General features: G+C 42.9%; 22 protein-coding genes and 1 pseudogene. 17 read left to right on the top strand and 6 right to left on the bottom strand.

Annotation, left to right across the window (positions count from 1 at the left end; all coding sequences use genetic code 11):
- Nucleotides 1-19: 19 nt before the first annotated feature.
- The 4 genes from E0698_RS08025 (at nucleotide 20) to E0698_RS08010 (ending at nucleotide 3,078) form a co-directional block, all read left to right on the top strand.
- Entirely contained in the window at nucleotides 20-1,273 is a 1,254-nt protein-coding gene (locus E0698_RS08025; protein WP_134910237.1) for an MDR family MFS transporter, read from the top strand.
- Nucleotides 1,274-1,293: 20 nt separating this feature from the next.
- Nucleotides 1,294-1,848 carry a nucleotidyltransferase family protein gene (locus tag E0698_RS08020; RefSeq protein ID WP_134910236.1) on the top strand — a complete coding sequence of 185 codons (555 nt, stop codon included), beginning with the start codon at nucleotides 1,294-1,296 and terminating at the stop codon, nucleotides 1,846-1,848.
- A gap of 42 nt (nucleotides 1,849-1,890) precedes the next feature.
- Nucleotides 1,891-2,313 (top strand): GNAT family N-acetyltransferase, encoded by a 423-nt coding sequence (locus E0698_RS08015; RefSeq protein ID WP_149094839.1) that lies wholly within the window; start codon nucleotides 1,891-1,893, stop codon nucleotides 2,311-2,313.
- Nucleotides 2,314-2,439: 126 nt separating this feature from the next.
- Complete coding sequence (locus tag E0698_RS08010) at nucleotides 2,440-3,078, top strand: GDSL-type esterase/lipase family protein (protein WP_192511203.1); 639 nt, start codon at nucleotides 2,440-2,442, stop codon at nucleotides 3,076-3,078.
- 95 nt (nucleotides 3,079-3,173) lie between these two features.
- Here E0698_RS08010 and E0698_RS08005 read toward each other — a convergent pair whose 3' ends face one another.
- The 5 genes from E0698_RS08005 to E0698_RS07985 all read right to left on the bottom strand — a co-directional run bounded on the left by E0698_RS08005 (nucleotide 3,174) and on the right by E0698_RS07985 (nucleotide 10,005).
- Nucleotides 3,174-4,055 (bottom strand): TetR/AcrR family transcriptional regulator, encoded by an 882-nt coding sequence (locus E0698_RS08005; protein ID WP_192511202.1) that lies wholly within the window; start codon nucleotides 4,053-4,055, stop codon nucleotides 3,174-3,176.
- Nucleotides 4,036-7,131 carry an efflux RND transporter permease subunit gene (locus E0698_RS08000; protein ID WP_192511201.1) on the bottom strand — a complete coding sequence of 1,032 codons (3,096 nt, stop codon included), beginning with the start codon at nucleotides 7,129-7,131 and terminating at the stop codon, nucleotides 4,036-4,038. Before E0698_RS08000 ends, E0698_RS08005 begins: the two co-directional genes overlap by 20 nt.
- Nucleotides 7,128-8,540 carry an efflux RND transporter periplasmic adaptor subunit gene (locus tag E0698_RS07995; protein WP_443146905.1) on the bottom strand — a complete coding sequence of 471 codons (1,413 nt, stop codon included), beginning with the start codon at nucleotides 8,538-8,540 and terminating at the stop codon, nucleotides 7,128-7,130. The genes E0698_RS08000 and E0698_RS07995 overlap by 4 nt, the downstream gene beginning before the upstream one ends.
- Before the next feature lie 223 nt (nucleotides 8,541-8,763).
- Nucleotides 8,764-9,441, bottom strand: coding sequence for a tetratricopeptide repeat protein (locus E0698_RS07990; RefSeq protein ID WP_192511200.1), 678 nt, complete (start codon nucleotides 9,439-9,441; stop codon nucleotides 8,764-8,766).
- 354 nt (nucleotides 9,442-9,795) lie between these two features.
- Complete coding sequence (locus E0698_RS07985) at nucleotides 9,796-10,005, bottom strand: XRE family transcriptional regulator (protein ID WP_192511199.1); 210 nt, start codon at nucleotides 10,003-10,005, stop codon at nucleotides 9,796-9,798.
- Between the two features lie 238 nt (nucleotides 10,006-10,243).
- Here E0698_RS07985 and E0698_RS07980 point away from each other — a divergent pair, with 238 nt between their 5' ends.
- The 9 genes from E0698_RS07980 to E0698_RS07945 all read left to right on the top strand — a co-directional run bounded on the left by E0698_RS07980 (nucleotide 10,244) and on the right by E0698_RS07945 (nucleotide 17,411).
- Nucleotides 10,244-11,641, top strand: coding sequence for a DNA-binding protein (locus tag E0698_RS07980; RefSeq protein WP_192511198.1), 1,398 nt, complete (start codon nucleotides 10,244-10,246; stop codon nucleotides 11,639-11,641).
- A gap of 590 nt (nucleotides 11,642-12,231) precedes the next feature.
- Nucleotides 12,232-12,354, top strand: a complete 123-nt coding sequence (locus E0698_RS27625; protein WP_443146904.1) for a YjcZ family sporulation protein — start codon at nucleotides 12,232-12,234, stop codon at nucleotides 12,352-12,354.
- Nucleotides 12,355-12,634: 280 nt separating this feature from the next.
- A protein-coding gene (locus E0698_RS07975; RefSeq protein WP_192511197.1) for an IS3 family transposase occupies nucleotides 12,635-13,713 on the top strand; the annotation gives its coding sequence in 2 pieces (ribosomal slippage) (nucleotides 12,635-12,836 and nucleotides 12,836-13,713; 1,080 coding nt in all).
- Nucleotides 13,714-14,162: 449 nt separating this feature from the next.
- Complete coding sequence (locus tag E0698_RS07970) at nucleotides 14,163-14,525, top strand: hypothetical protein (RefSeq protein ID WP_149095769.1); 363 nt, start codon at nucleotides 14,163-14,165, stop codon at nucleotides 14,523-14,525.
- Nucleotides 14,526-14,585: 60 nt separating this feature from the next.
- Nucleotides 14,586-14,912 carry a hypothetical protein gene (locus E0698_RS07965; RefSeq protein ID WP_192511196.1) on the top strand — a complete coding sequence of 109 codons (327 nt, stop codon included), beginning with the start codon at nucleotides 14,586-14,588 and terminating at the stop codon, nucleotides 14,910-14,912.
- Nucleotides 14,913-15,153: 241 nt separating this feature from the next.
- Nucleotides 15,154-15,375, top strand: coding sequence for a hypothetical protein (locus E0698_RS07960; RefSeq protein ID WP_149095771.1), 222 nt, complete (start codon nucleotides 15,154-15,156; stop codon nucleotides 15,373-15,375).
- Nucleotides 15,376-15,397: 22 nt separating this feature from the next.
- Entirely contained in the window at nucleotides 15,398-15,859 is a 462-nt protein-coding gene (locus E0698_RS07955) for a phage holin family protein (RefSeq protein ID WP_149095772.1), read from the top strand.
- Between the two features lie 23 nt (nucleotides 15,860-15,882).
- Nucleotides 15,883-16,878 (top strand): GH25 family lysozyme, encoded by a 996-nt coding sequence (locus E0698_RS07950; RefSeq protein WP_149095773.1) that lies wholly within the window; start codon nucleotides 15,883-15,885, stop codon nucleotides 16,876-16,878.
- 2 nt (nucleotides 16,879-16,880) lie between these two features.
- Nucleotides 16,881-17,411, top strand: a complete 531-nt coding sequence (locus tag E0698_RS07945; protein ID WP_192511195.1) for a phage holin, LLH family — start codon at nucleotides 16,881-16,883, stop codon at nucleotides 17,409-17,411.
- 38 nt (nucleotides 17,412-17,449) lie between these two features.
- Here the strand turns inward: E0698_RS07945 and E0698_RS07940 are convergent, their stop codons facing one another.
- On the bottom strand, nucleotides 17,450-18,112 hold the full coding sequence (locus E0698_RS07940) for a hypothetical protein (RefSeq protein ID WP_192511194.1): 663 nt from the start codon (nucleotides 18,110-18,112) through the stop codon (nucleotides 17,450-17,452).
- Between the two features lie 382 nt (nucleotides 18,113-18,494).
- Here E0698_RS07940 and E0698_RS07935 point away from each other — a divergent pair, with 382 nt between their 5' ends.
- The 4 genes and pseudogenes from E0698_RS07935 to E0698_RS27620 all read left to right on the top strand — a co-directional run.
- Nucleotides 18,495-19,484 (top strand): hypothetical protein, encoded by a 990-nt coding sequence (locus E0698_RS07935; RefSeq protein ID WP_149095776.1) that lies wholly within the window; start codon nucleotides 18,495-18,497, stop codon nucleotides 19,482-19,484.
- 20 nt (nucleotides 19,485-19,504) lie between these two features.
- Complete coding sequence (locus tag E0698_RS07930; RefSeq protein ID WP_149095777.1) at nucleotides 19,505-19,897, top strand: hypothetical protein; 393 nt, start codon at nucleotides 19,505-19,507, stop codon at nucleotides 19,895-19,897.
- Nucleotides 19,861-20,289, top strand: a complete 429-nt coding sequence (locus tag E0698_RS07925) for a hypothetical protein (RefSeq protein ID WP_192511193.1) — start codon at nucleotides 19,861-19,863, stop codon at nucleotides 20,287-20,289. Before E0698_RS07930 ends, E0698_RS07925 begins: the two co-directional genes overlap by 37 nt.
- A gap of 236 nt (nucleotides 20,290-20,525) precedes the next feature.
- Nucleotides 20,526-20,714, top strand: a pseudogene (locus E0698_RS27620) (NucA/NucB deoxyribonuclease domain-containing protein); the annotation flags it as partial.
- Nucleotides 20,715-20,791: the final 77 nt, after the last annotated feature.

The raw sequence follows: 20,791 nt of genomic DNA, 5'->3' as shown, positions 1-20,791 counted from the left end.
GGAGACATAGATAACAGATATGAAAGAACAACTTCGTTCGATTCACCCACTGGCCTGGACGATTATTGCGGGTACTATATTTGGCAGGATGGCAACATCCATGAGTATCCCGTTTTTGTCCATTTATTTGACTACCCGCTTGGGGGTATCCCCTTTTCATACAGGGGTGATCGTATCGGTCAGTTCATTAGTTGGCATTTTTGCCAGCTTTTACGGTGGATATATTTCCGACCGGATCGGACGACGTAAAGTGATGCTGGTGTCCATCGCCAGTTGGGCACTTGTATTCGTGGCTTTTGCGTTGGCTGAAGCGGCCTGGGCCTTTTTCGTCATCAATGCTCTGAATGGACTGTGCAGATCCTTGTTCGAGCCAACCTCGCGGGCGCTGTTATCAGATGTAACTCCCAAGGAGAAAAGACTGCTCATCTACAATATGAGATATGCGGCGATTAATGTAGGTGTGGTGGCAGGGCCGTTGCTTGGTTTGATGTTAGGATCAGCATCCTCGGGTACACCGTTTATGGTAGCGGCTGGTGTGTACGCGTTGTACGGGGTGTTGCTGTTGATCCAATTTACTCGGTATGCATCAGATCTGCATTCAGGGACAACGGTGGGAGAGGCTCCACTGCGGATGGGCGAGGCGTTCCGCACAGCCAGCCGTGATCCGGTGTTTATGCCGATTTTGCTGGGGACGATATTTTGCGTCATGGGTTATGCTCATTCCAATTCCACGATGCCCCAATTCTTGTCCTTATCCTTCGAGGAAGGGACCCGGTGGTTTACATACATGCTTACAGTCAACGCGGTGTGCGTATTGGCTTTTCAATATCCGCTGGTACGGCTGGCAAGCCGTTTTTCCCCGGTAAATTCCTTGATTGCAGGAAATATATGTATTGCAGTCAGCCTGTTACTGTGCGGTATGTTAAATTCGGGCTGGATGTTCATACTGGATATGGTGCTGTTTACAGTGGGTGAAGTACTGCTGTTCACGATGCTGGATGTATTAATTGATCAAATTGCAGATGCTCAATATAAAGGGACCTATTTCGGTACGATTGGCTTTAATAATCTGGGTAGCGTGTTTGCTCCTTTGTTTGGCGGCTGGCTATTGGACATCTATGGTCAAACAGCGCCGCTTGTCGTTTTTGTTCCGGTTGCACTGTCGGTCGTGATTGGCATTCCATTCCTGCTGGTCGCACGCCGCCGTCTGGCGCAGCGTACAGCCCGGATCGCAGCTCAAGGAGGAGAGTCCGTAGAGCAACTGTCATCATAAAAAAGGGAGCTGAGTGCTGGATGAAGTCGGAAGAAGATGTGCTACGAATCATACAATATATGAATGATCCACAGGTGCTTGAAGACTTGCGCTATGTGCGAGAGCTGAGGCTGCCGCAGGGCTGTATTGCCGCAGGTTATGTACGTAATCGGGTGTGGGACAAGCTGCATGGTTATACAACTCCTACGCCTTTGAATGATATAGATGTTATTTATTTTGACCCGAAAAATACGCTGGAGGAACGGGACGAGCACCTTGAACTGTCCTTGAACCGCAAGCAGGCGGGACGCAACTGGTCTGTCAAAAATCAGGCGCGGATGCATTTTCGCAACGGGGCAGCTCCTTATGCTTCGGTAGAGGATGCGATGAGCCGCTGGCCGGAGACGGCTACAGCGGTAGCGGTTAGATTGAATGACGAGGATCAAATGGAGGTCGTTTGTCCGCATGGATTAAAGGATCTGCTGGATATGCGGGTACGCCAAAGTCCATTGTTCCGCCATACGACGGCTTTTCGTCAGCGTGTATTTGAGAAGCAGTGGCTGGATAACTGGCCGTTGCTTATTTTGGAGAACTAGAGTGTAATCCCCATTTCAGGTTATAAGGAGAGACGATGAACCATGTTTAAAAATATAAAAGCAGATTCGGATCGTGAGGAGGTTCTGGAGCTGCTAACCTACGCCGTGCTGGATCATCCTGAACGCGGAGAGGCAGCTTTACGTACTTACCAAGCTTCGGATGACTGGAAGCTGTTCGGTGTGGAAGATGAAGGACTTATTGTAGGTATTGTCGGATTTGAGGAGCAGGAGGATGGAACAACCGTAATCCGGCATCTGGCCGTGTTGCCCGAAAATCGTCATAGAGGATATGCCAGAGGTATGCTGCTTACCCTCATTCAGGAACGTAATCCGAAACGGCTCACCGTGGACACGGATGCAGAGGGAGCAGATTTCTTCCGTAACGTAGGCTTTGCCGTATACGGATCGGAGGACTTATCCAAAGGCGGGCAATTTCATTGTGTGTATGAAATGGACGAAGAATAAGCGAATCTCGGGGTCCCGCGTCTCTTTTTTTACATAAGATATGTTATGTCTGGAATTGACATCATTCTCATGTAAAAGTTGATGTGCCTTTGGTTGCAAAGGCATTAGCGGGGGAGGTGGGTTCCAATGGGTTACCACTACACGGCTATAGGAGATTCATTAACGACAGGTGCTGGGACGCTGCTGACTGGCGGATTTGTGCCTACCTATCGACGGATGGCGGAAAAACGTCTTCGTACTCCAGTCAGTTACGAGAATTTGGGAATCAACGGACTGACATCGCAGGAACTGCTGTCTTTGGTCCGCAACAATCCGCTCTTTCGGTCAGCGTTGAGCCGGGCTGAACTCATAACGGTGACGATCGGCGGGAATGATCTGCGCCCATACGTCAGCGCCCTTGCCGGAGGCTCCGGTTCGTCTGCATCGTCCATTCCACAAGCACTGAACCGCACGAAAGAACATGTACGCCAAATCGTACATGTCCTGTATCAGATAAAATACGGCCAGCGTGAGCCATTTATCATTCGAATGGCAGGGCTGTATAATCCTTTTCCGGGCGTGAGGGAGGCGGGGATATATGTGCGCCAATATAACTCATTTCTCGCTACGCTGGGCGGTCCGAATTACCGGGTGGCGAACATTTACCCTGCGTTTGAGGGCTACGAACGGGAACTGCTCTCGCTGGATCGGGTGCACCCGAACAGCCGTGGCTATCGCGTCATTGCGGAGGAGCTGGATCGGCTTGGCTATGCGCCATTGCGGTGAGCGTAGAAGGGTATGTGCAAAAGAAAAAAGAGGTCCATCATGGCAGTAGTATCTGACCATCGTGGACCTCTTTATCTTTAGCTGAACGGAACCCTTTAAATTTCTAAAATAGCTTTCAGCTTTTTACAGTCTTCCTGTAACGCAGGCAGCTGTTCCAAAAAAAAGAGAAGGGCTTTAACGTGGGCTGTTTCCACGTTTTGTTCCGACAGCTCACCCTGTAGCCTGCTTAATATTTGCATATGTTCATTCTGGATGGCTTCATCTAATTCGACTTGCTTCAAGTCTGCGTCCATATGTTGAAGCACATGGGCGATTTGTCTTCCTTTGGTCCAGATTTGATCAGAGTCTTCATATAATCCGGAATCGCGGCCCCACATGATTTGATGTTGAACATCAGGGCTCAGCATTCCTTGTGCTAGCATATCTGTAATGCTGACGATAAATTCAGCCAGTGTTTGATGCTCCGTCGAGGACAGTTCTGAATCGCTCATTCGGAAGGAATTGATAGTCATGCTTCTCACGACAAAAACGATATCGTATGCATAGTCACGTATAGATTGTCCATAAGCATCAATTAAGAAATCGACCATCAGGTTAGATATATTGTGTTCAAGACGATCCATGGCCTGCGCAATTTTTTCTTCCTTAGAACCGATTAAAGGGACGGAATATACCAGCAAATGAACTTTATTCTTATAAATCCGGCCCAGAGCAATCAAGGCCAGTTGTCTCAACTTTTCACGGGGAGGCAACTGATGCTTCATATAAAGCTCCTTAATATCTGCATCAAAAAGTTTTTCAATCAGGACGATTGTCCCCAGCAGCAACTCTTCTTTACTTTGAAAGTATTTATAAAAGGAAGCCTTCACCATCCCGCTTTTACGTGCAATCTCATCCACCGAAGTGCCATCGTATCCCTTTTCCGAAAATAGGGAAAGGGCAGCATAAATAATATCCTCACTCGTTATTTTTTTCATTGTACTCCCACTTTTTGCTCTGTCTTTTTAATTTCCATCGGGCTATGACCATATACAGGGAGGGTACTACAAACATCGTAAGAATGGTTGAGTACATCAATCCAAATATAATGGTATACGCCAGCGGTCTAAACATAAGCTCTCCAATAAGCGCAATCGGAATCAGACCGACAATGGCTGTCAGTGAAGTAAGCAATATGGGACGGAAACGCGCTTTGGTCGCTGCAACAACGGCCTCCTTTAGTTCGATCCCTTCACGTCTTGCATCCTCAATAAACTCAATCAGCACAATGCCGTTACGTACGACAATACCTGCCAAGGTCATTAAGCCCAACACGCCCATAAAAGAAACCGGCGTATTTAGAATGAACAAGCCAAGAAATCCGCCTGCTGCTGCCATATACACGGTAGTCAATATGATGAGTGGAGTCGAGAAAGAATAAAATTGCAAAAAGATCAGCATGAAGATTAATAGTATGACGACAACATATAACCATCCTATTTCTGATAAAATGTCATCTTGCCCTGAAATCTCGCCGCCAATTTCCCAAGTGTAGCCTGGAGGAAATTTAATGTCCTGCAATTTAAGCTTGACATCCTTCATGACTTCGGAAGCTGTACGTCCGTGAACTTCAGCTTCAACAGTAATCGAACGCTTTAAATTATAATGGTTAATTTTTTGTGTTGCAAAGGATGGCTTCAACTCAGCCAATTGAGATAAAGGGATTTGAACACCATTGGCATTGGTCACATTCAATTGCTGAAACAAAATTTCAGGATTTTGATCGGTTTGGCTTAGCTTCAGCTTAATATTGATCAAATCTTTCCCCGTATCAAATCGGCTAAAGCTCACGCCATTACCCATTAACAAGAGTGTACGTGTCAGATCATTATTGCTTACCTGATATTGATCCATCGCTTGTTTATTGATTTGGAAATCCAACGTATATCCTTCATTTTCCATATTGTCTTGTATGTCCTGTGTTCCTCTGGTAGCCATAATGTCTTCTTTTAACTGCTGTGACAACGAACGCAACTGATCTACATCATTGCCTAAAATCCGAATGGAGATCGGCTTACCGAGAGGCACCCCCACTTTGGCTATTTTTAAGGAAATGGATTGACCTGGATAACGATCCTTTAAGATGGAGGGCCATTTGTCTGCCATTTCATCGGGATCAAATGCACCTTCTTCCCCAACAATAGCAATCTGACCCACGGTTGTGCCTGTTTTGGCGTCAGCGGTCATATCTCGAAACAACGGGGGAGCGTCGCCGCCAGCCGCGTAACTGATCGTTTCCACATGAGGTTGCTGCTTCACCCATTTGGCAATATCCTCGGTGACCCGCTTGGTTTCTTCTATAGAAGTACCTGTAGGCATACGCACATTAATGCTTAATTCCGGATCGTTGGTTCTGGGGAACAGGTCGATCGGAATCAGAGCAAGTACGCCGTACAGTGTGGTGCTGATCAATAATCCTAATGAAGCATACAATGCAGGTCGCTTGATGACTTTGGGAATCAGCTTGCTGGTATATACGTTACGAAGAGCATCAATTTGTTTTCCCAGCAGTCCCGGCGGCTTCATGGTGGAGTTGGGCGTTTTTTGACTTCGTTGTCCATACCATTCTCTAAAGATTGGAATGACGGTAAAGGACATGAGCATGGAAGCCAATAACGTAAAGATAACAGCAAACGGTAATGGTTTCATAAGGGAGCCTGCATCGCCTGATAAAAAGAACAGCGGGGCAAAGGAGGCTACAGTTGCCAAGGTTGCGGTCAAAATGGAAATGGAAACTTCTTTTGTTCCATTTAATGCAGCTATCTTGGGACTCTCACCCAAGGTCATCATTCTGCGTTCAATATTATCATTAACCACCACAGCATCATCGACTAGAATCCCCATTACAATAATTAAGCCAATGACCGTAACCTGATTCAATGTTATTCCGAGCATAGGGAGAATAATGAAACCTATGGCGATTGAAATAGGAATAGCCAGTGCCACAAAAGAGGATGTAATCAGATTCAAGCCCAATGTACATACGATCACAACCGCCGCAATGGCAAACAGCAATTCACGGGTCAAGCCATGAAAAATATGATCAATCCGCTCGATCTGTGAAAATAACGTATTTAGTTGAAACGTATTAGGCAGATCTGGTTTTAACAACTGCATTTCTTTATTTACTTTGCTATAAATCGTGTCTACGTCAGAGCCGGTATTACCGTTAATCGTCAGTGTAATAGCTGGTTTACCGTTAAAAAAGGCCATATAGCTGCTGGTGTTATGGGTAAGCAATACGGTGCCCACATCACTGAGATACACAGGAGCGCCGCTGTCCGTTCTGGAAATAATGACTTTACTCAAATCCTGAGCATCCTTGGACTGCTTTACATTCAAGCGATAGGTACGTTCATTGTAATCCAGATTGCCCATCGGAGATTGCTCATTTTCCTTCTGCACTGCACTCATGAGCTGTTCCCAACTGATATGGTACTGCTGGAGCTTTTGAGCATCAATCTGAATCTGAACCTCTTGATCCGGTAATCCCTTGATTGTTACTTCCGATACACCGGGAATGGTTTTTAATTGATCCTTCCACGATTTCACCATATCATTTAGTTGATACAATTGCTCCACAGAGTCCCCCGTGATGGCGTAGGAATGGATAAATACCTTATTCAAATCATCGTTAACGACAGGCTTTTGAGCATCTGTGGGCAGAGAAGACTGGGCATCGTTCATTTTTTTGCGTAATGTATCCCAGGCTTCTGTGGCGTTGGCGTTGCCTTCTGTCTCAATGATAATCGTCGAAAGTCCATTTTCGGATGTAGAAGAAATCTTTTTAATATGATTGATTTCTTTCATTTTTTGTTCCAGAGGTTTCGTGACCGTTTGTTCTACCTTTTGGGGTGTAGCTCCAGGGTAGAGGGTCGTGACCACAGCGGTTTTCTTGATAATATCCGGCGTTTCCTGCCGGGGAAGCTGAGAGACACTATACAGCCCGGCAACAATCGCCATGATAAAAATAAAGAGGGTCAGTTTTTTCTTTCGGATAAAATATGCAATCATTTGCTCGTTCCCCCCGTGACCTGAACGGGCAGCCCATCGTAGATCAGGTTTACTCCGGTGGTAACGATACGATCCCCGACATTCAGCCCCTTGGTAATTTCGAGCTTATTGTTCGACATCTGACCGACATTCACGATGGTTTTTAGCGCCTTGTTGTTCACCACTTTATAGACAAAAGTATCTGTACCGTTATTAATGACAGCTTTGGCCGGGAGCAAAATTTGCTCACTCTGGGTCAGTTGGCGGCCTGCCTTTACGACTTGTCCCGGGGCCCAATCATGCTGGGTGTTAGGAACAATCACTTCCACGTTGATACTGCCCGTATTGGTGTTGGTGGCCGGATAAATTTTGCTGACCGTTCCTTCTCTGTTCTCATCGTACAGTTGAAGCTGGACTATCTGACCTTGCTTCCAGTTCGTGATTTCATGATCGGGAACAGGGAGCAGCACCTTGAGCTTGTCGATTTGTCCGATACGGTATACGGGCTGTCCTGCGCTAGCCAATTGTCCGACCGTTGCCTTTTTTTCCAGAATAACGCCGGAAATCGGTGCTTTTAAAGCTGTCTTGGAGAGGGAAAGTTCGGCCTGCTTTTTGGCAATGACCGCTTGCTGGTATGCCGCAGCAGAGTTATCCTTGGAGGCTACAGCCTGTTCCTTCGCGGCGATGGCAGATTCTTTCCCGGCTTGGGCTTGCTGTAAACTGGATGCTGCCGATTGCCGATCTTCTAATGTTGCTCCCTCCTGGATTAAGGAGAGGGCTTCTTGTGCATCCTCAAGGTCCTTGGTGGCATTGGTCAAAGCGAGCTGCGCATTTTCATAATCGTTTTTGGTTGCAGCTCCCTGATCATATAAAAGCTTGGTGCGTTCAGCAGTAGCCTGTACTTTAGTCAAAGCGGACTGTGCTCTTTGCACTTTGATACGCACCTGTGCCTTTTCCTGCTCTCTGGCTCCTTTATTCACTTTGTTAACTCCGGCCTGAGCTGCTGCCTTTTGCGCATCGGCGGATTGGATGGAGGCATCTGCGCTTGAAATGGCGGCAGTTGCATTTTTCATGCCTGCCTGTGCTTCAAGAATGGCTGTATTGGCTTGCTCCAGTTGGAGCTGATAGCTGGATGAATCTAGCCTGGTCATGATCTGCCCCTGGGATACGGAATCTCCCACGTTTACAAGGGTATCGCGTACCAGTCCAGATAACTCAAAAGATACAATGGTATCTTCATAGGGCTGTAGTGTGCCTGAAAGGTCAAAAGACGAAGACAGTGGCTCTTTTTTAACGATCATTGCTTCAACCTTTTGGTTTTGTTGTTCTGCTGCTTCATGATCACTCGATCCTGTAGATGAGCAGGCTGAGGTGAACAGAAGAATGAATATAGCAGATATGTAGAGACCGTGTTTCAACAAGATGATCATCCTTCCTGATTTTGTACTTAAGAGTTTATATATAAACTCAAGAGTTTATAAACGGATTATAGGACCCAATCTTTGGCATGTCAACAACTGTTTATAAAAAAACACCTCTCATCCTAAGGATCAAAATACCGATCCAGATCGATGGAGGTGTTATGTGGATGAAACGTAAAAACGACCTTTCTCATGAGAGGAGAAAGGTCGTCCATATAAAATCCAGCTCTTTCTAGCCGATTAATTTACGGAATAAGCTGCGTACAGCCCACTTGCGTTCACTTCGTTTGCGGTATTTGGGCAGGGAGCGGTAGACAGCGATAGACTGGTTAAAAGTTGCCGTGGCCTCGTCTTTGCGTCCCAGCAAACGATACATCAAGCCTGTCAGATAATAGCCCTCGCTGGAAGAAGACTGAATCTCCTGAAACTGGTATAGATAATGCAGCGCCTTGTTTACGTCACGTTCCTTGAAAGCTGCGGCCAAATGCAAATAAGGCTCACCGTATTGCACCCGTGGGTTAATGTCCAGTGCTTTCAGTAAATGCGGTTCTCCATCCTCGATGTGCCCCGTATGAACCTCAGCCGTTCCCCGTGCATTCCAATAATCTGCGGAACCCTCATAACGGGACTCGATGTCAAGCAGCAGCTTCAAAGCCTGATGATATTTCTTGCTTTCAATCCAAATACGAGCCAAATCGAACTTGGCAGCCACATCGTTGGCATTTAAAGCGATCTGCTGACGCAGCCGCGCAGCATTGCGCCTTCTTTTCCATGGTTTGCTGATGCTGGGTAATACACCGATAAAGCTGCGATCCAATATGTAAATCACAATCAGCAGTACGAGCAACGCCAGAAACGGGTTGCCAAGCAAGCTCCATAATAGAGAGAAAATTAAAAATTTCCCGATCATTCTGCTCCCATCCTCCTGTACATGTAACTATCCATACTTTCCACATTATAGCATAGGGTCATCACAAGGGTCATTAGCATGGTGAGGCTTGCAAGGAGTATACCCATCTGTGAAGCAGCACGTTTATCCATCCTGATTGATGTACTGTTTTACCAGAAAAATCACCTTGGAGCGAGGGTAACCCCGTAGTTTATTATGATATTTGTAAATGCTTTTGAGGTAACAGTGGGCACAAATGAACGCACCCTTGGAAATAATGATCGAATCGGTCGAATGGCAGAGCACACACTGTTCAGGCTGATGCTTGTGAAAATATCGCATGTTCAAAGTCTCCCCTCTATGTACGATAGGTTTCTATGACTCGTCCTGAATGCCAAGTAATTGGGATACTATTTTCCTGTGTCGTTTGGCTTTTCTTGTACCATGAATGAGATTCGATAACCGGGCAGGCGGAATTTGATACGTCTCACAAAACGTTTTCTGATCCAGTTTCCTTTCCACAAGCTTCTGCTTGATCGTCCATCCGAAGGGCGTTACAGGGTGTTTTTTATTGTTGTCCAACATGATTCACCTTCTTTATGTATATAGGTTGAAAAATTAGTCTTGATTGGTTGCTAATTGGTTATTCAAAGCGTACCATGAGATAAAATAATTATCGAAAATAGATTTTCATTGAAAATTGCAACTTCATCGTGGGTATAATTGACATTATTTCTAGGTACATTCTATAATCGGAATATTACGTAAAAAAGTAGGTTCTCTAAATGAAATTTTAAAATCATTACTGGAGGCGACATATTCATTGGAACAAGCCATTGTGATTCGTTCAGAAATACGAAAGTGTATGCAAGAAGAAGGCTTTACGCTAGGCGGTTTCTCGAAAGCAACAGAAATAAGGGGTAGCTACCTTAGTTTATTGCTCAATCACGATCCCCATAAATATCCTCTACCGATGCGACATTTTGATAGTATGATCCAGGCTTTAGATAAACCAGAGGGATGGCTGTATGAGTGTTACGTGGATGAATGCTTTATTACAGGAAAGACGGATCGTCGTCGGGTGGAACCTTTTTTGCTGCGTTGTGCAGAGCTTGGGAAAACTGAATGTATAGAACGAGTATTATCTCGTTTAATAGAGAATCTAAATCAACTTTCTCTAGTGTTCGAAATTGCAGAGAAGGTACACGCAGCGGGAAATCAGCAGGGGGCGGTGCCGCTCTATGAGTGTGTGGCTGAACATGAGAAACACCAGCATTCCGAAACCTTGGCGATTAGCCAGTATCGGCTGTTTCGTGCCGCCTTGGGTCAAGACTTGCAGAAAAATAGAGATGCAGCCACACGGTTTTTACAGTTTCGAAATCGTTTGCCTGTACATTTCCAGTTAGATGGACTATTACAATTGGCAAACACATATTATACATTGAGTGACTGGAAACGAATGGGGGAGTGCGCTGACGAGTTAATCGTATTAGCAAAGGTCGTTTATCAGGAGCAGAATCAAAGAAAAACGAGTAAGCGAGAAAAGACTTCTTTGAATACAGAGCGACACTTGGTAGTGTATTATGGTCAGGGGTTCCTTTTAAAAGCAACTGAATATGAGAAGCAGGGTTTCTATGAAGACTCTAGAAAATATATTGATGGATATTCTGATTTGTCTTGGTTTAAAGGTCTGGATATTATTGGAATAGAGGAAATGAATAAGTTTAAAATGTTTGCAGTAGCTAATTCGTATATGTTGGATATGCTCATGGGTCATAATCACAAATTAACGGAATATACACATTATTTAGCCTCACATCCTCGTGAAGTTCTATTTGGATTGGCGATTATCGTAGGGACAGCAAATAAATACGGTTTTTCTATAGATAAAACCCTAGAGGAATTATCTGAAGAAATATCAAAATTCAACGAATATGATGATATTATTGCATTAGGAAGAAGATTACATTTTCATTATCATTTATCCCTGTATTATTTAGATAAAGGCTTGTCAGATCAGTGTATTCAAAATACTTTACAGAGTCTCAATTTATCAGTTACTATTAACAACAGTAGTATGTTTGCTCAGGGAGTTGCCTTGTTTGAATTATGCAGAGAACAAGCTACAGAAGGCCAACTAAACTGTTACAAAAAAATTTTGGAGGAGGTTAGAGTACATGAGAGGCTTAATCTCTGCCATCTTAGTAATAAGTTTCTTTAGTTTTACTTTCTGGAGTGGACAAATTTCAACGACTTTTCCTGATGCTATTATAAAGCCAATGGATCACGGTATAGGTTCCTAATTTCAAGACTGTCATACAAGAAATTTTCATATCGTAATTTCTTTATATATTTATATGATTAAGGTTTCAATAAAAAAAGGTAATAGACCCACATACACTACATAATTACATTTGACCCTTGCCACTTGCGGCAAGGGTTTTCTGCTTTTTTTCTATCATTTAATCACAGCAATATGTTTCTCGAGGAGTGATTTTTTTCTAGAAGATGCAAAAAGGTGCTTTCAACATGGCGAAAAAGGTTTATTCAAGCAATCACATTGAGCGATATAAAAGAGATATCAGGATGAAATACGGATATACGTCATTTCAATCTTCTGATAACGTCGTGTACATCCTACTTTATAGTAAGCGTGGACTTATAGAGCGAATATTAGTTCCACTGACAAGCTGTTAGAGGTACCTAAGGTTATCAGAGCTTTTTCTCGTTGAAGTAAACTCCGTTTAACCTTGTCAAATTTATTGAATGGCACATACGGTATACAGTACCTAAATAAAAGGAGGAGTTCATGTGAGTGAATGTGTTGGAGGAGCTGAGCGTAGGGAAAAATGTTTTGATGCTTTCACATCGCCAGCAGCAATTTTGGTGCTCTTTATTCTGTTGGTTATCATCACTAAAGCCTGTTGGGTTTAATTTTTAAAGCAATGTCACGGTAATGCCCGATCATTGTTTCGGTATAAAAGGCTCTATCGGTATGTAACCGGTAGAGTCTTTGTAATGTTTACCTGTATGTCCTGTCCTCTGATGTATTTGAGCTTATATTTATGTTGTACTGCAAACTGGATCGGCTACACTTTTCTAGACAGAAAAATTGTGGTCTAATATAGTAGAAGACTACAGATAAATTCTAGAAGGAGCGAACGGACGATGACTAAAAGAAAGACGCACCTTTAGCGCTGAATTTAAAGCGCAGATGGTTCAGCTCTATCAAAGTGGCAAAGCACGAAAGGATATCATTCAAGAATATGATTTGAATCCTTCATCATTGGATAAATGGGTGAAACAGAGTTCCACATCTGGATCCTTCAAAGAGAAAGACAACCGGACTCCAGAGGAATTAGAACTGATCGAACTTCGAAAACAGAACAAGCAACTGCTCATGGAGAATGATATTTTAAAGCAAGCCGCGCTGATCATGGGACGAAAGTAAATGTCATTCGCCAGAATAAACATAAATACTCGGTATCAGCAATGTGCGACGTCCTAAAACTCCCTAGAAGCACGTATTATTATGAAGAAAACAAAGTGGAAGTGACATCGGAGGATGAGCTTCCCACGCTGATTATGGACATTTTTCAAAGCAGCCGCCAAAACTACGGTACGCGTAAGATTAAAAAAGAGCTGCACCAACAAGGCTTTACGGTATCCAGGCGGAGAATAGGGCGAATCATGAAGGAACTCGGGTTGGTTTCCTCGTATACAGTCGCCCAGTACAAGCCTCGTCCCACGAGCTGCAATGAAGCCAAGCAAGCGAATGTATTGGACCGAAAATTTGAACAAGAGCAGGCGCTATCTGTCGTCGTAAGCGATCTGACGTACGTCCGAGTGGGTTCATATTGGAACTACGTATGCTTCTTTGTAGATCTGTTTAACCGCGAGATTATCGGCTACAGTGCCGGCCCTCATAAGGATGCCAAGCTGGTTTACCGTGCTTTGGCTTCAATTAAGGGCAACCTGAATGACATTCAGCTCTTCCACACCGACCGAGGCAATGAATTCAAGAATAAGCTCATTGACGATGCGCTGGAGGCTTTTCAGATTGAACGTTCTTTGAGCATGAAAGGCTGTCCCTATGACAATGCCGTTGCGGAAGCTACTTTTAAAATTTTCAAAACGGAGTTTGTAAAGAAACGTCATTTTGAAAGTCTTGCTGAGCTAACCACAGAATTACATGATTATGTACACTGGTTTAACCATATTCGGATTCACGGTTCTCTGGATTACTTGAGTCCGGCTGAGTTCAAGCAGAGGCACCACAAAAAAATTGTCTAGTTTAGTGTTGACAATCCAATTACCACATTATAATCAAAATACAATAAAGACATAAAAAACCTCTTAGGTTTGGAGAGGTTTTTTATGTCTTTTATAAAGGTAGACGATATTATGGAAGCAAAACCCGCTATAGAATAATATAGCCTCTCAGTCTTAGTGAAATAACTATTAGAATGCCTCCAATAGTTGAAACAACGGAAGCCATAGACGAGAAAATAAAATGGACTGCCGATGTTCTATTGAACTATTGGGAACGATAATTCAATAGAACATCGTGGTATCGAGTCAGTTGTTTGGTAAGTTGGCGCAACTTCAATCATCCCAGCTCAAACTAACCTTGCTCAACTAACGCATCCATTTAAAATTCGTGCTTCATCCAATCCGATTATTTTCTGCTGGCATATACTCTTTATATATTTCAAAGTACACCCGGAAAGGAGTCAAAGCATATGGCAAATACCACTAGTCTTATATGGAATAATATTTCCGATCCAGCTGAAATTGTAACGATTTTACTAAGCAATGATGATCTCAGCACTGCCGGTGTTGTCGAAATTGAAGTGTTTCTTACGATTCAGGGTGTTTCAACACCCGTAGCCCATCAGCTTTTTTCAGTGCCTCCATTGATTACTTTTATTCGAACTTTCAATCTTTCTAGTGCTGTCGCATATGAAGTTCAATATAATGTCACGGGCACGACCAGCTTAACAGTGAATATATTCCCAGCATATGTAAATGGCAATATAATAGGAGCCCAGCGAGTACTGGGCAGCGAGAGCCAGGAAATATCTCAATTAACGCCTGTTCCATAAAATAATGGTTTGGAGGGGACGCAGATGCCAAGGACGTCGGGACCCATTCAGAATAATGGGTTGGCAACAACACTCATTTTGGCAATCCGAAATAGCAGTACGGTGCAATTACCTATGGTTCAATTAGAAGTTTTCATAATCACTGGCAACGGGCTGCCGAAAACACCTATTGCTCATGAACTATTTTCAGTGCCTCCGCTTTCTAATATTATTAAGACTTATACTATTGCTGGAGCCTTGGGTTATGAATTACAAGCAGATACAACCTCAGGCAGCGATTTTACGGCTAACATCTTCACGATGGATGAAAGCGGAAATCTAATTGACGCTCAGAGGGTCCTCGGCTCGGAAACGGTACCAACTGTGGCGTTTACTCCAGTTCCCTAATGAATAACAACGCAAGTTGGAGTCGGTGCAATGCTGTGTGCACTGAATAAATAAGCAATAATATGACAGCCCATAGTCGCTATTCTGAAAACCTACCCTCTATAATTCCTGTAAAACGAATAATTTGCTCTTTCCTGAAAAATCCGCAGCGTTATAGCAATCAAACCATTTTAAGATATAAGTATGAAAGCCTCTGTTAATTCAGGGGCTTATTTTGCGTCTTGAGGAGGTGACGAAACCCATGGCAAAGATAAAATCCACATTGGATATACAACTGGATCTAACCAGACCTGTTGAGGATTTGACTGAGGTCATTTCCGCTGTAATTGCTTCACAGCCACATAAACGTAAAGAAATACTTGAGGGATTGGATATTTCTGTAGGGAATGCATTAGCAGAGATACAGGCTCAAAAAGAAAAGGATCAAAAAGCAAACGATGATAGCTCAGGAAAAGTTTCCTGAACAGAGCGACGGGGGAAAGGTCATGCATGAGAAAGTCGATCAGGCAATTAAAGGCTTATCCGCAGGGGCCATGATCGGTTATTTTTTTGGGGGGTGGACAACGATGTTGACGCTATTATGGTGGATAGTCGTTATCGACTTCTGTACCGGCTGGGCGGCAGCTTGGATTAACGGAGAATTGAAGAGCAGGAAAGGGTATTACGGAATTGCCCGTAAGGTGGCCATTTTCTTGTTGGTGACAGTAGCACACTTGATTGATCGTATTTTGGGGGATGCGCATTACTTCCGAGATGCGGTCATTTTCTTTTATTTGGCGAATGAACTGCTCTCGGTTATTGAAAATGTCGGCAGAATGGGAGTGCCAATGCCAGACGTACTCAGGAATGCGGTCAAAATTTTTGAATCCCGGTCACAAGCACCAATCAATCCTAATTTGCCAGCTAAAGAACAGAAAGAAGACGATGATCAAAAGCCTGCTTTATAAAACAATATTGAGGAGTGATTATTTTGCAATCACGTAAGAAGGGGAATACGCAGGGAATAGATGTATCCCGATATCAAGGAAAGATTGATTGGAAGGTAGTGAAGGAAGATGGCATATCATTTGCCTTCATCAAGGCCAGTCAAGGAAAGTCATATCGGGACAAGACATTCATAGGTAATGCGCAGGCTGCGCGAGCTGTAGGAATCCTGGTTGGAGCTTATCACTATGTAGACGACTCTGCCATAACGCCAGAGGATGCCCGAAAGGAAGCAGCAAACTTTGTAAGTGCCATTGATTCAGCAGGAGGCATCCAGACATTTGATTTGCCGCCTGTAATGGACTACGAGTCCAATAAGTCCGGCCTGAGCAAATCAGCGGTGACAGCCGTAGCCAAGGCGTTTTTGCAGGAGGTTGAGCGACTTACTGGAGTACGACCAATCGTGTACACATATCCTTCGTTCATCGGTAATTTCAGCGGCTTATCAGATTACCCGCTGTGGATTGCCCGGTACAGCGCCACACAGGTTCCACCTGGCGCATCTGGATGGTTACGTTGGGATATTTGGCAGTATAGCGATGGTTCGGCTGGTGGCACACTGCCGTCCGGCACGCGTAAGGTGGATGGAATCGCTGGTCCTGTCGATCTGAATGAATTTGACGGTACGGCAGATGAGCTTCGGACGCGGTTCAGCAAGAAGCCATCCGTACCCAAAGAGGAGGACTCGACTGTTAAGAATGGATCATTCCAGATTAACGGAGAGAATGCGGGTAAAGCTCTGCTGTTTGATGGAAAGACTCACGTTCCGTTGCGCGTGCTGGCGGATGCTCTTGGTATCCCTTTACGTTGGGACAATGCCAAAAAGGTAGCATATCTGAATAATCGTAAATTGCAATCAGTTAAATTGGTTGAGGGAACTGCTTTTGTACAGTTGCGGCCCATTGCTGAATCTTACGGAGCAGAGATTTCATGGGATGCTAAAAATAAAATTGCTGGCCTGAAAACGAAAGGGGATAAATAATCATGCAAACATTAATCGAAGGTGTACAACCATACGTTACCACTATTGCTACAGCCGCCATAGGCGTACTCACAACATTCGTTTTAGCTGGCTTGAACACAGTTAAAGGGAAAGTAAACGCATGGCTTGAGGCACGTACAACGGAAGCGCAGAGAGAAGTAATCCACAAGATTGCTGGAGAGGGTTTTGCTTTTGTACAAACAGCTTTCAAGCAGGCTGGGGGTGAACGAAAGCTTCAGGAGGCTTTACAGTATGCTTCACTTACTCTTACCAGTCAAGGCATCGCAGTATCCCAAGTAGAGCTAAGGTCTGCAATTGAGAAGGCATACCTTGAATATAAGGCCAAAACAAAGACAGTGCTGGCTACCGAAGCACTACCGAGTGAAGAGGCAACACAGGCAGCAGCTAAGGAAGCAGTCTCTTCTTTAGCTGCACAAGTCACAGCTATTCTTTCTCAAGCTACAGCAGAGGTAGCATCAGGTCAGATTCAGACTGCAACTGAGTCTATTTCTGCGCCAACAAAAACAGAATAAAATAAATGTGGCCCCGCGCGATTATGTCGGGGCCACATTTATTTTATTCTCAAGTTATGGCTAATATCACTCCATCCAGTCACTTTTCCGTCAGTGAAATTAACCGAAGATAAATCAAACATCCAAGTCTCATACATTCCAAATCCCGAAATACCACTTGGGGTTCCCATAACTTCCTTTACTTTATCCATTGAGTCACCTTTACTAAAAGTACCTTTTTTATTATTTTGATTTTCAATGAATTGATCGTCTTGAGTAGGCTTATTATTAGGAAGATCTACATCTCGGTTCCGTACAGCTGCAAATTCACTTTCTGACGAATTTTGATTTGACGATGCGCTTTGAGTTTTGATTTCATCTAGTTGTCTCTCTACAGCAGCCATTACATCCTGCGTGATTTCTTCTTTCTGATTGTCAATTTCTACAGATATTTCACCTTTATATTGTTCCATTTTGCCTAGTGCAGAATCAATATCAGGGGTGCTTTGCCAGCCGTCTTGAGTAAGAATCTTTGCTTCTCCAGTTAAACGATTGATCATTACAGGGTACTTTTGATTCAATTTATCGTACTTGTACATAGTGGGATAAATAAAGAGTCCAAATAATACAATAGACGCTAATACAACAGGATAGATGGACACCAGTCTCCAATTTATCCGGATCTTCTTTTGTTCATTTTTGATTTGATTTTCAGGTTCCAAAGTATACAATCCCCTTCACATTGGATATTCTAGTCGTAGTCTATCAGAACTAGGAATATATATCCAGATAAAAACTTGTCCAAACACCCGTAACTACGAATAAAAGGATAAAGCAAATACCCTACTGGCTTGTGATGGTAGGGATTTTTTTTACTTGAAACACGAACAAATGTTCTGTATAATTATATTACTAACTTACATGTATATTATTTATGGTTCTTGTTTCCTATTGAAATGTCGGAAAATGAGAAAAAATGTATGGATATCCCGAAGGTTATGGTATAAAATTGAAAAAAGACCAGAACCATAGGGCCCTAGTCCAATACCTACTTATATTTTATAATATTTGCAAGGGCCCTGCAACTGTATTGGAGGGCTTATAATGAGTAAATATCCCAAAGTTCCTGAAAAAATAATTCGTAAGTTAGCTAAGGCAAAAGGCATAAAGAAATTGAATGGCAAATCTATCGAGGATATTGAAACAGCAATTGTTGAAGCAGGACATGAGGAAGATTTAAATCATCTCGCCTCAGAGTTTGCTTTTACTAAAAGTAGCTGTGGGCTCATTATAGAAAAACCATTGACTCCTTTCGCAGAGGAGATAAACTCTCCCGAAAAATTAATAAAACTGCTTCTTGAGCGAAAACTTATACCTCATAACTTTCGCGGTTTGGTTAATTGGCAGACGGATTATGATGATAAAGTCAGAATTTGTGGTTTTTATCAAGAAGGCGACACTGTGTTTATAAACACTGTTCAAAGAAGGTACACAAAAATAAAAAACGGTTGGAATGGAACCACAACTAGCGCATATGCTGATTTTATTCCAGTTGCAATTCACTTTGACAACTGTTTGCTTGAGTTTAGAACTACAACTACTTATTTTGCTAATGTAAAATCTTTTATCATGGAACTTCTTTTATACGAAGGAGATTTTAAATACGAGACTCTTACAAAGTTAACAAATAAAGATGCGAATAGGATAAAAGCTTTGCTTCAAGCCGGTTTTTCATCCGAGGAAATTGCCATTCCCTCAACTGTTGGGACTTTTAAGTGGACTAGTTCAAAAGGAAAATATGATTTGGAGAATGATTTGCTTATAGCTAAATTCAAACAGTTTTTACGTGATAATTCGCTTCCCTCTGATGATCGTATGGTGGTCACTGTACATCTAGAAGAGTATGAAGATGAGGTCACAAAAGTGAAATTTCCAGTCACCTTTAATATCAACATTAAATCAGGCAGTATAAAGTTTAATTCAGTTGTAACCCAGGGAGTAATTGATCATGTAGTCGATGCTATTATTAAGGTTACTTATATTGAGAAACTTCTAGAGCTTGAGGAACAGGAAGTAAAGGAAACTGTAATATAAGATTACAAGGAGGAGAGAAGATGTCTAAGCCTATAGGTAAAATAAATGATTTATTAATTAATTGGGCATCTTCAACTCCTCCTATACTCGATTTTACTGTAGAAAATGTTTTGTCGGCTATAGATTTTGAAACCACATACGATTTTGTTTTAAAACTTTTGTTGTCGAAAAATGGATTTGAAGTTAATGTTTCTAGAATTTATATGTGTCCAAACAATCATAAAGCATATCACTGTGAAATTAATGATGAAATTGATGAATACGATCTTCCGGAATGTCACGTTTGCGGGGAAGAGATCGTTAATGATTTAGATCACAGTTTTTTAGTTTTCAATTTTACAGATGACTTTATTGATGACGCTAAAAAAAAAGAATATTGGTTGAGGGATATCCAAGGCCATCTGGCGATTTAATTGGTGCAAAAAGTATGCAGGAATTAATCCAAGATGGATTATTAAAAATAAATGATTTTGATAAAGGAGTTGTTTTTATGGTGGATAATAGACAGTATCATATCAATGGAGTAAACGGGGAAACTCTTAATATAAACACTGGATCACAAGGAAATATATTTCAAAGTATAACTAACAAAACTGAAGCTGATGTTACGAATTTAATTAAAGAATTACTTCGTTATGCTGAGGAAAACGGAGAACCAAGAGATGTAGAAATGGTTCAAGCGCTTGAAACTAATATAAAAGAAAAGAAGTGGGAGAGTGCGAAGGCAATTTTTGGTTTGTTAACAAAGTCAATCCAAGTATCTGCATCAGGAATTACTATAGCAAAAGCATTTGGTTGGTTGTAACAATACATTAAGATATCGAAAACATCGGTGACATCCTACTGGCTAAGCTGGTGGGGTGTTTTTACGTTTTAGGGGGATGAATGATGAGAGGTAAAATTATTAATGCAATAGCAGCAATCATTTTAGTAGCGGGGGTATTGTGGTGGTTCAGCGAACACGGACAAAGCTCGCCTTTGCCTGCTCTGAAACCTGTTGAAACGTCAAATATACCAACATCGAGCAATCCAAGAGGAACAGTTCAGTTGGAATTCCCGTCAGCGAAATATCCTGAGACTGCCCAGCACATTAAAGAGGCTATAGCAGCCGGACACTCCAACACATGCACAATTGACCGTGACGGAGCCGACAGCAACCGTGACGCATCTTTACGGGGGGGTCCCACAAAGAAGGGCAAGGATCGAGACGAATGGCCTATGGCGATGTGTGTGCGCCCATAAGGGCATAAACTGAATTTGCTGATAGCAAGGCAACAGGTTAGGTTGCGAAGCCTGTCATCGCCCAA

Origin of the sequence: Paenibacillus sp. 23TSA30-6, assembly GCF_014858585.1 — a bacterium.
GTDB lineage: Bacteria > Bacillota > Bacilli > Paenibacillales > Paenibacillaceae > Paenibacillus.
This window is presented reverse-complemented; position numbering and strand designations above follow the sequence as displayed.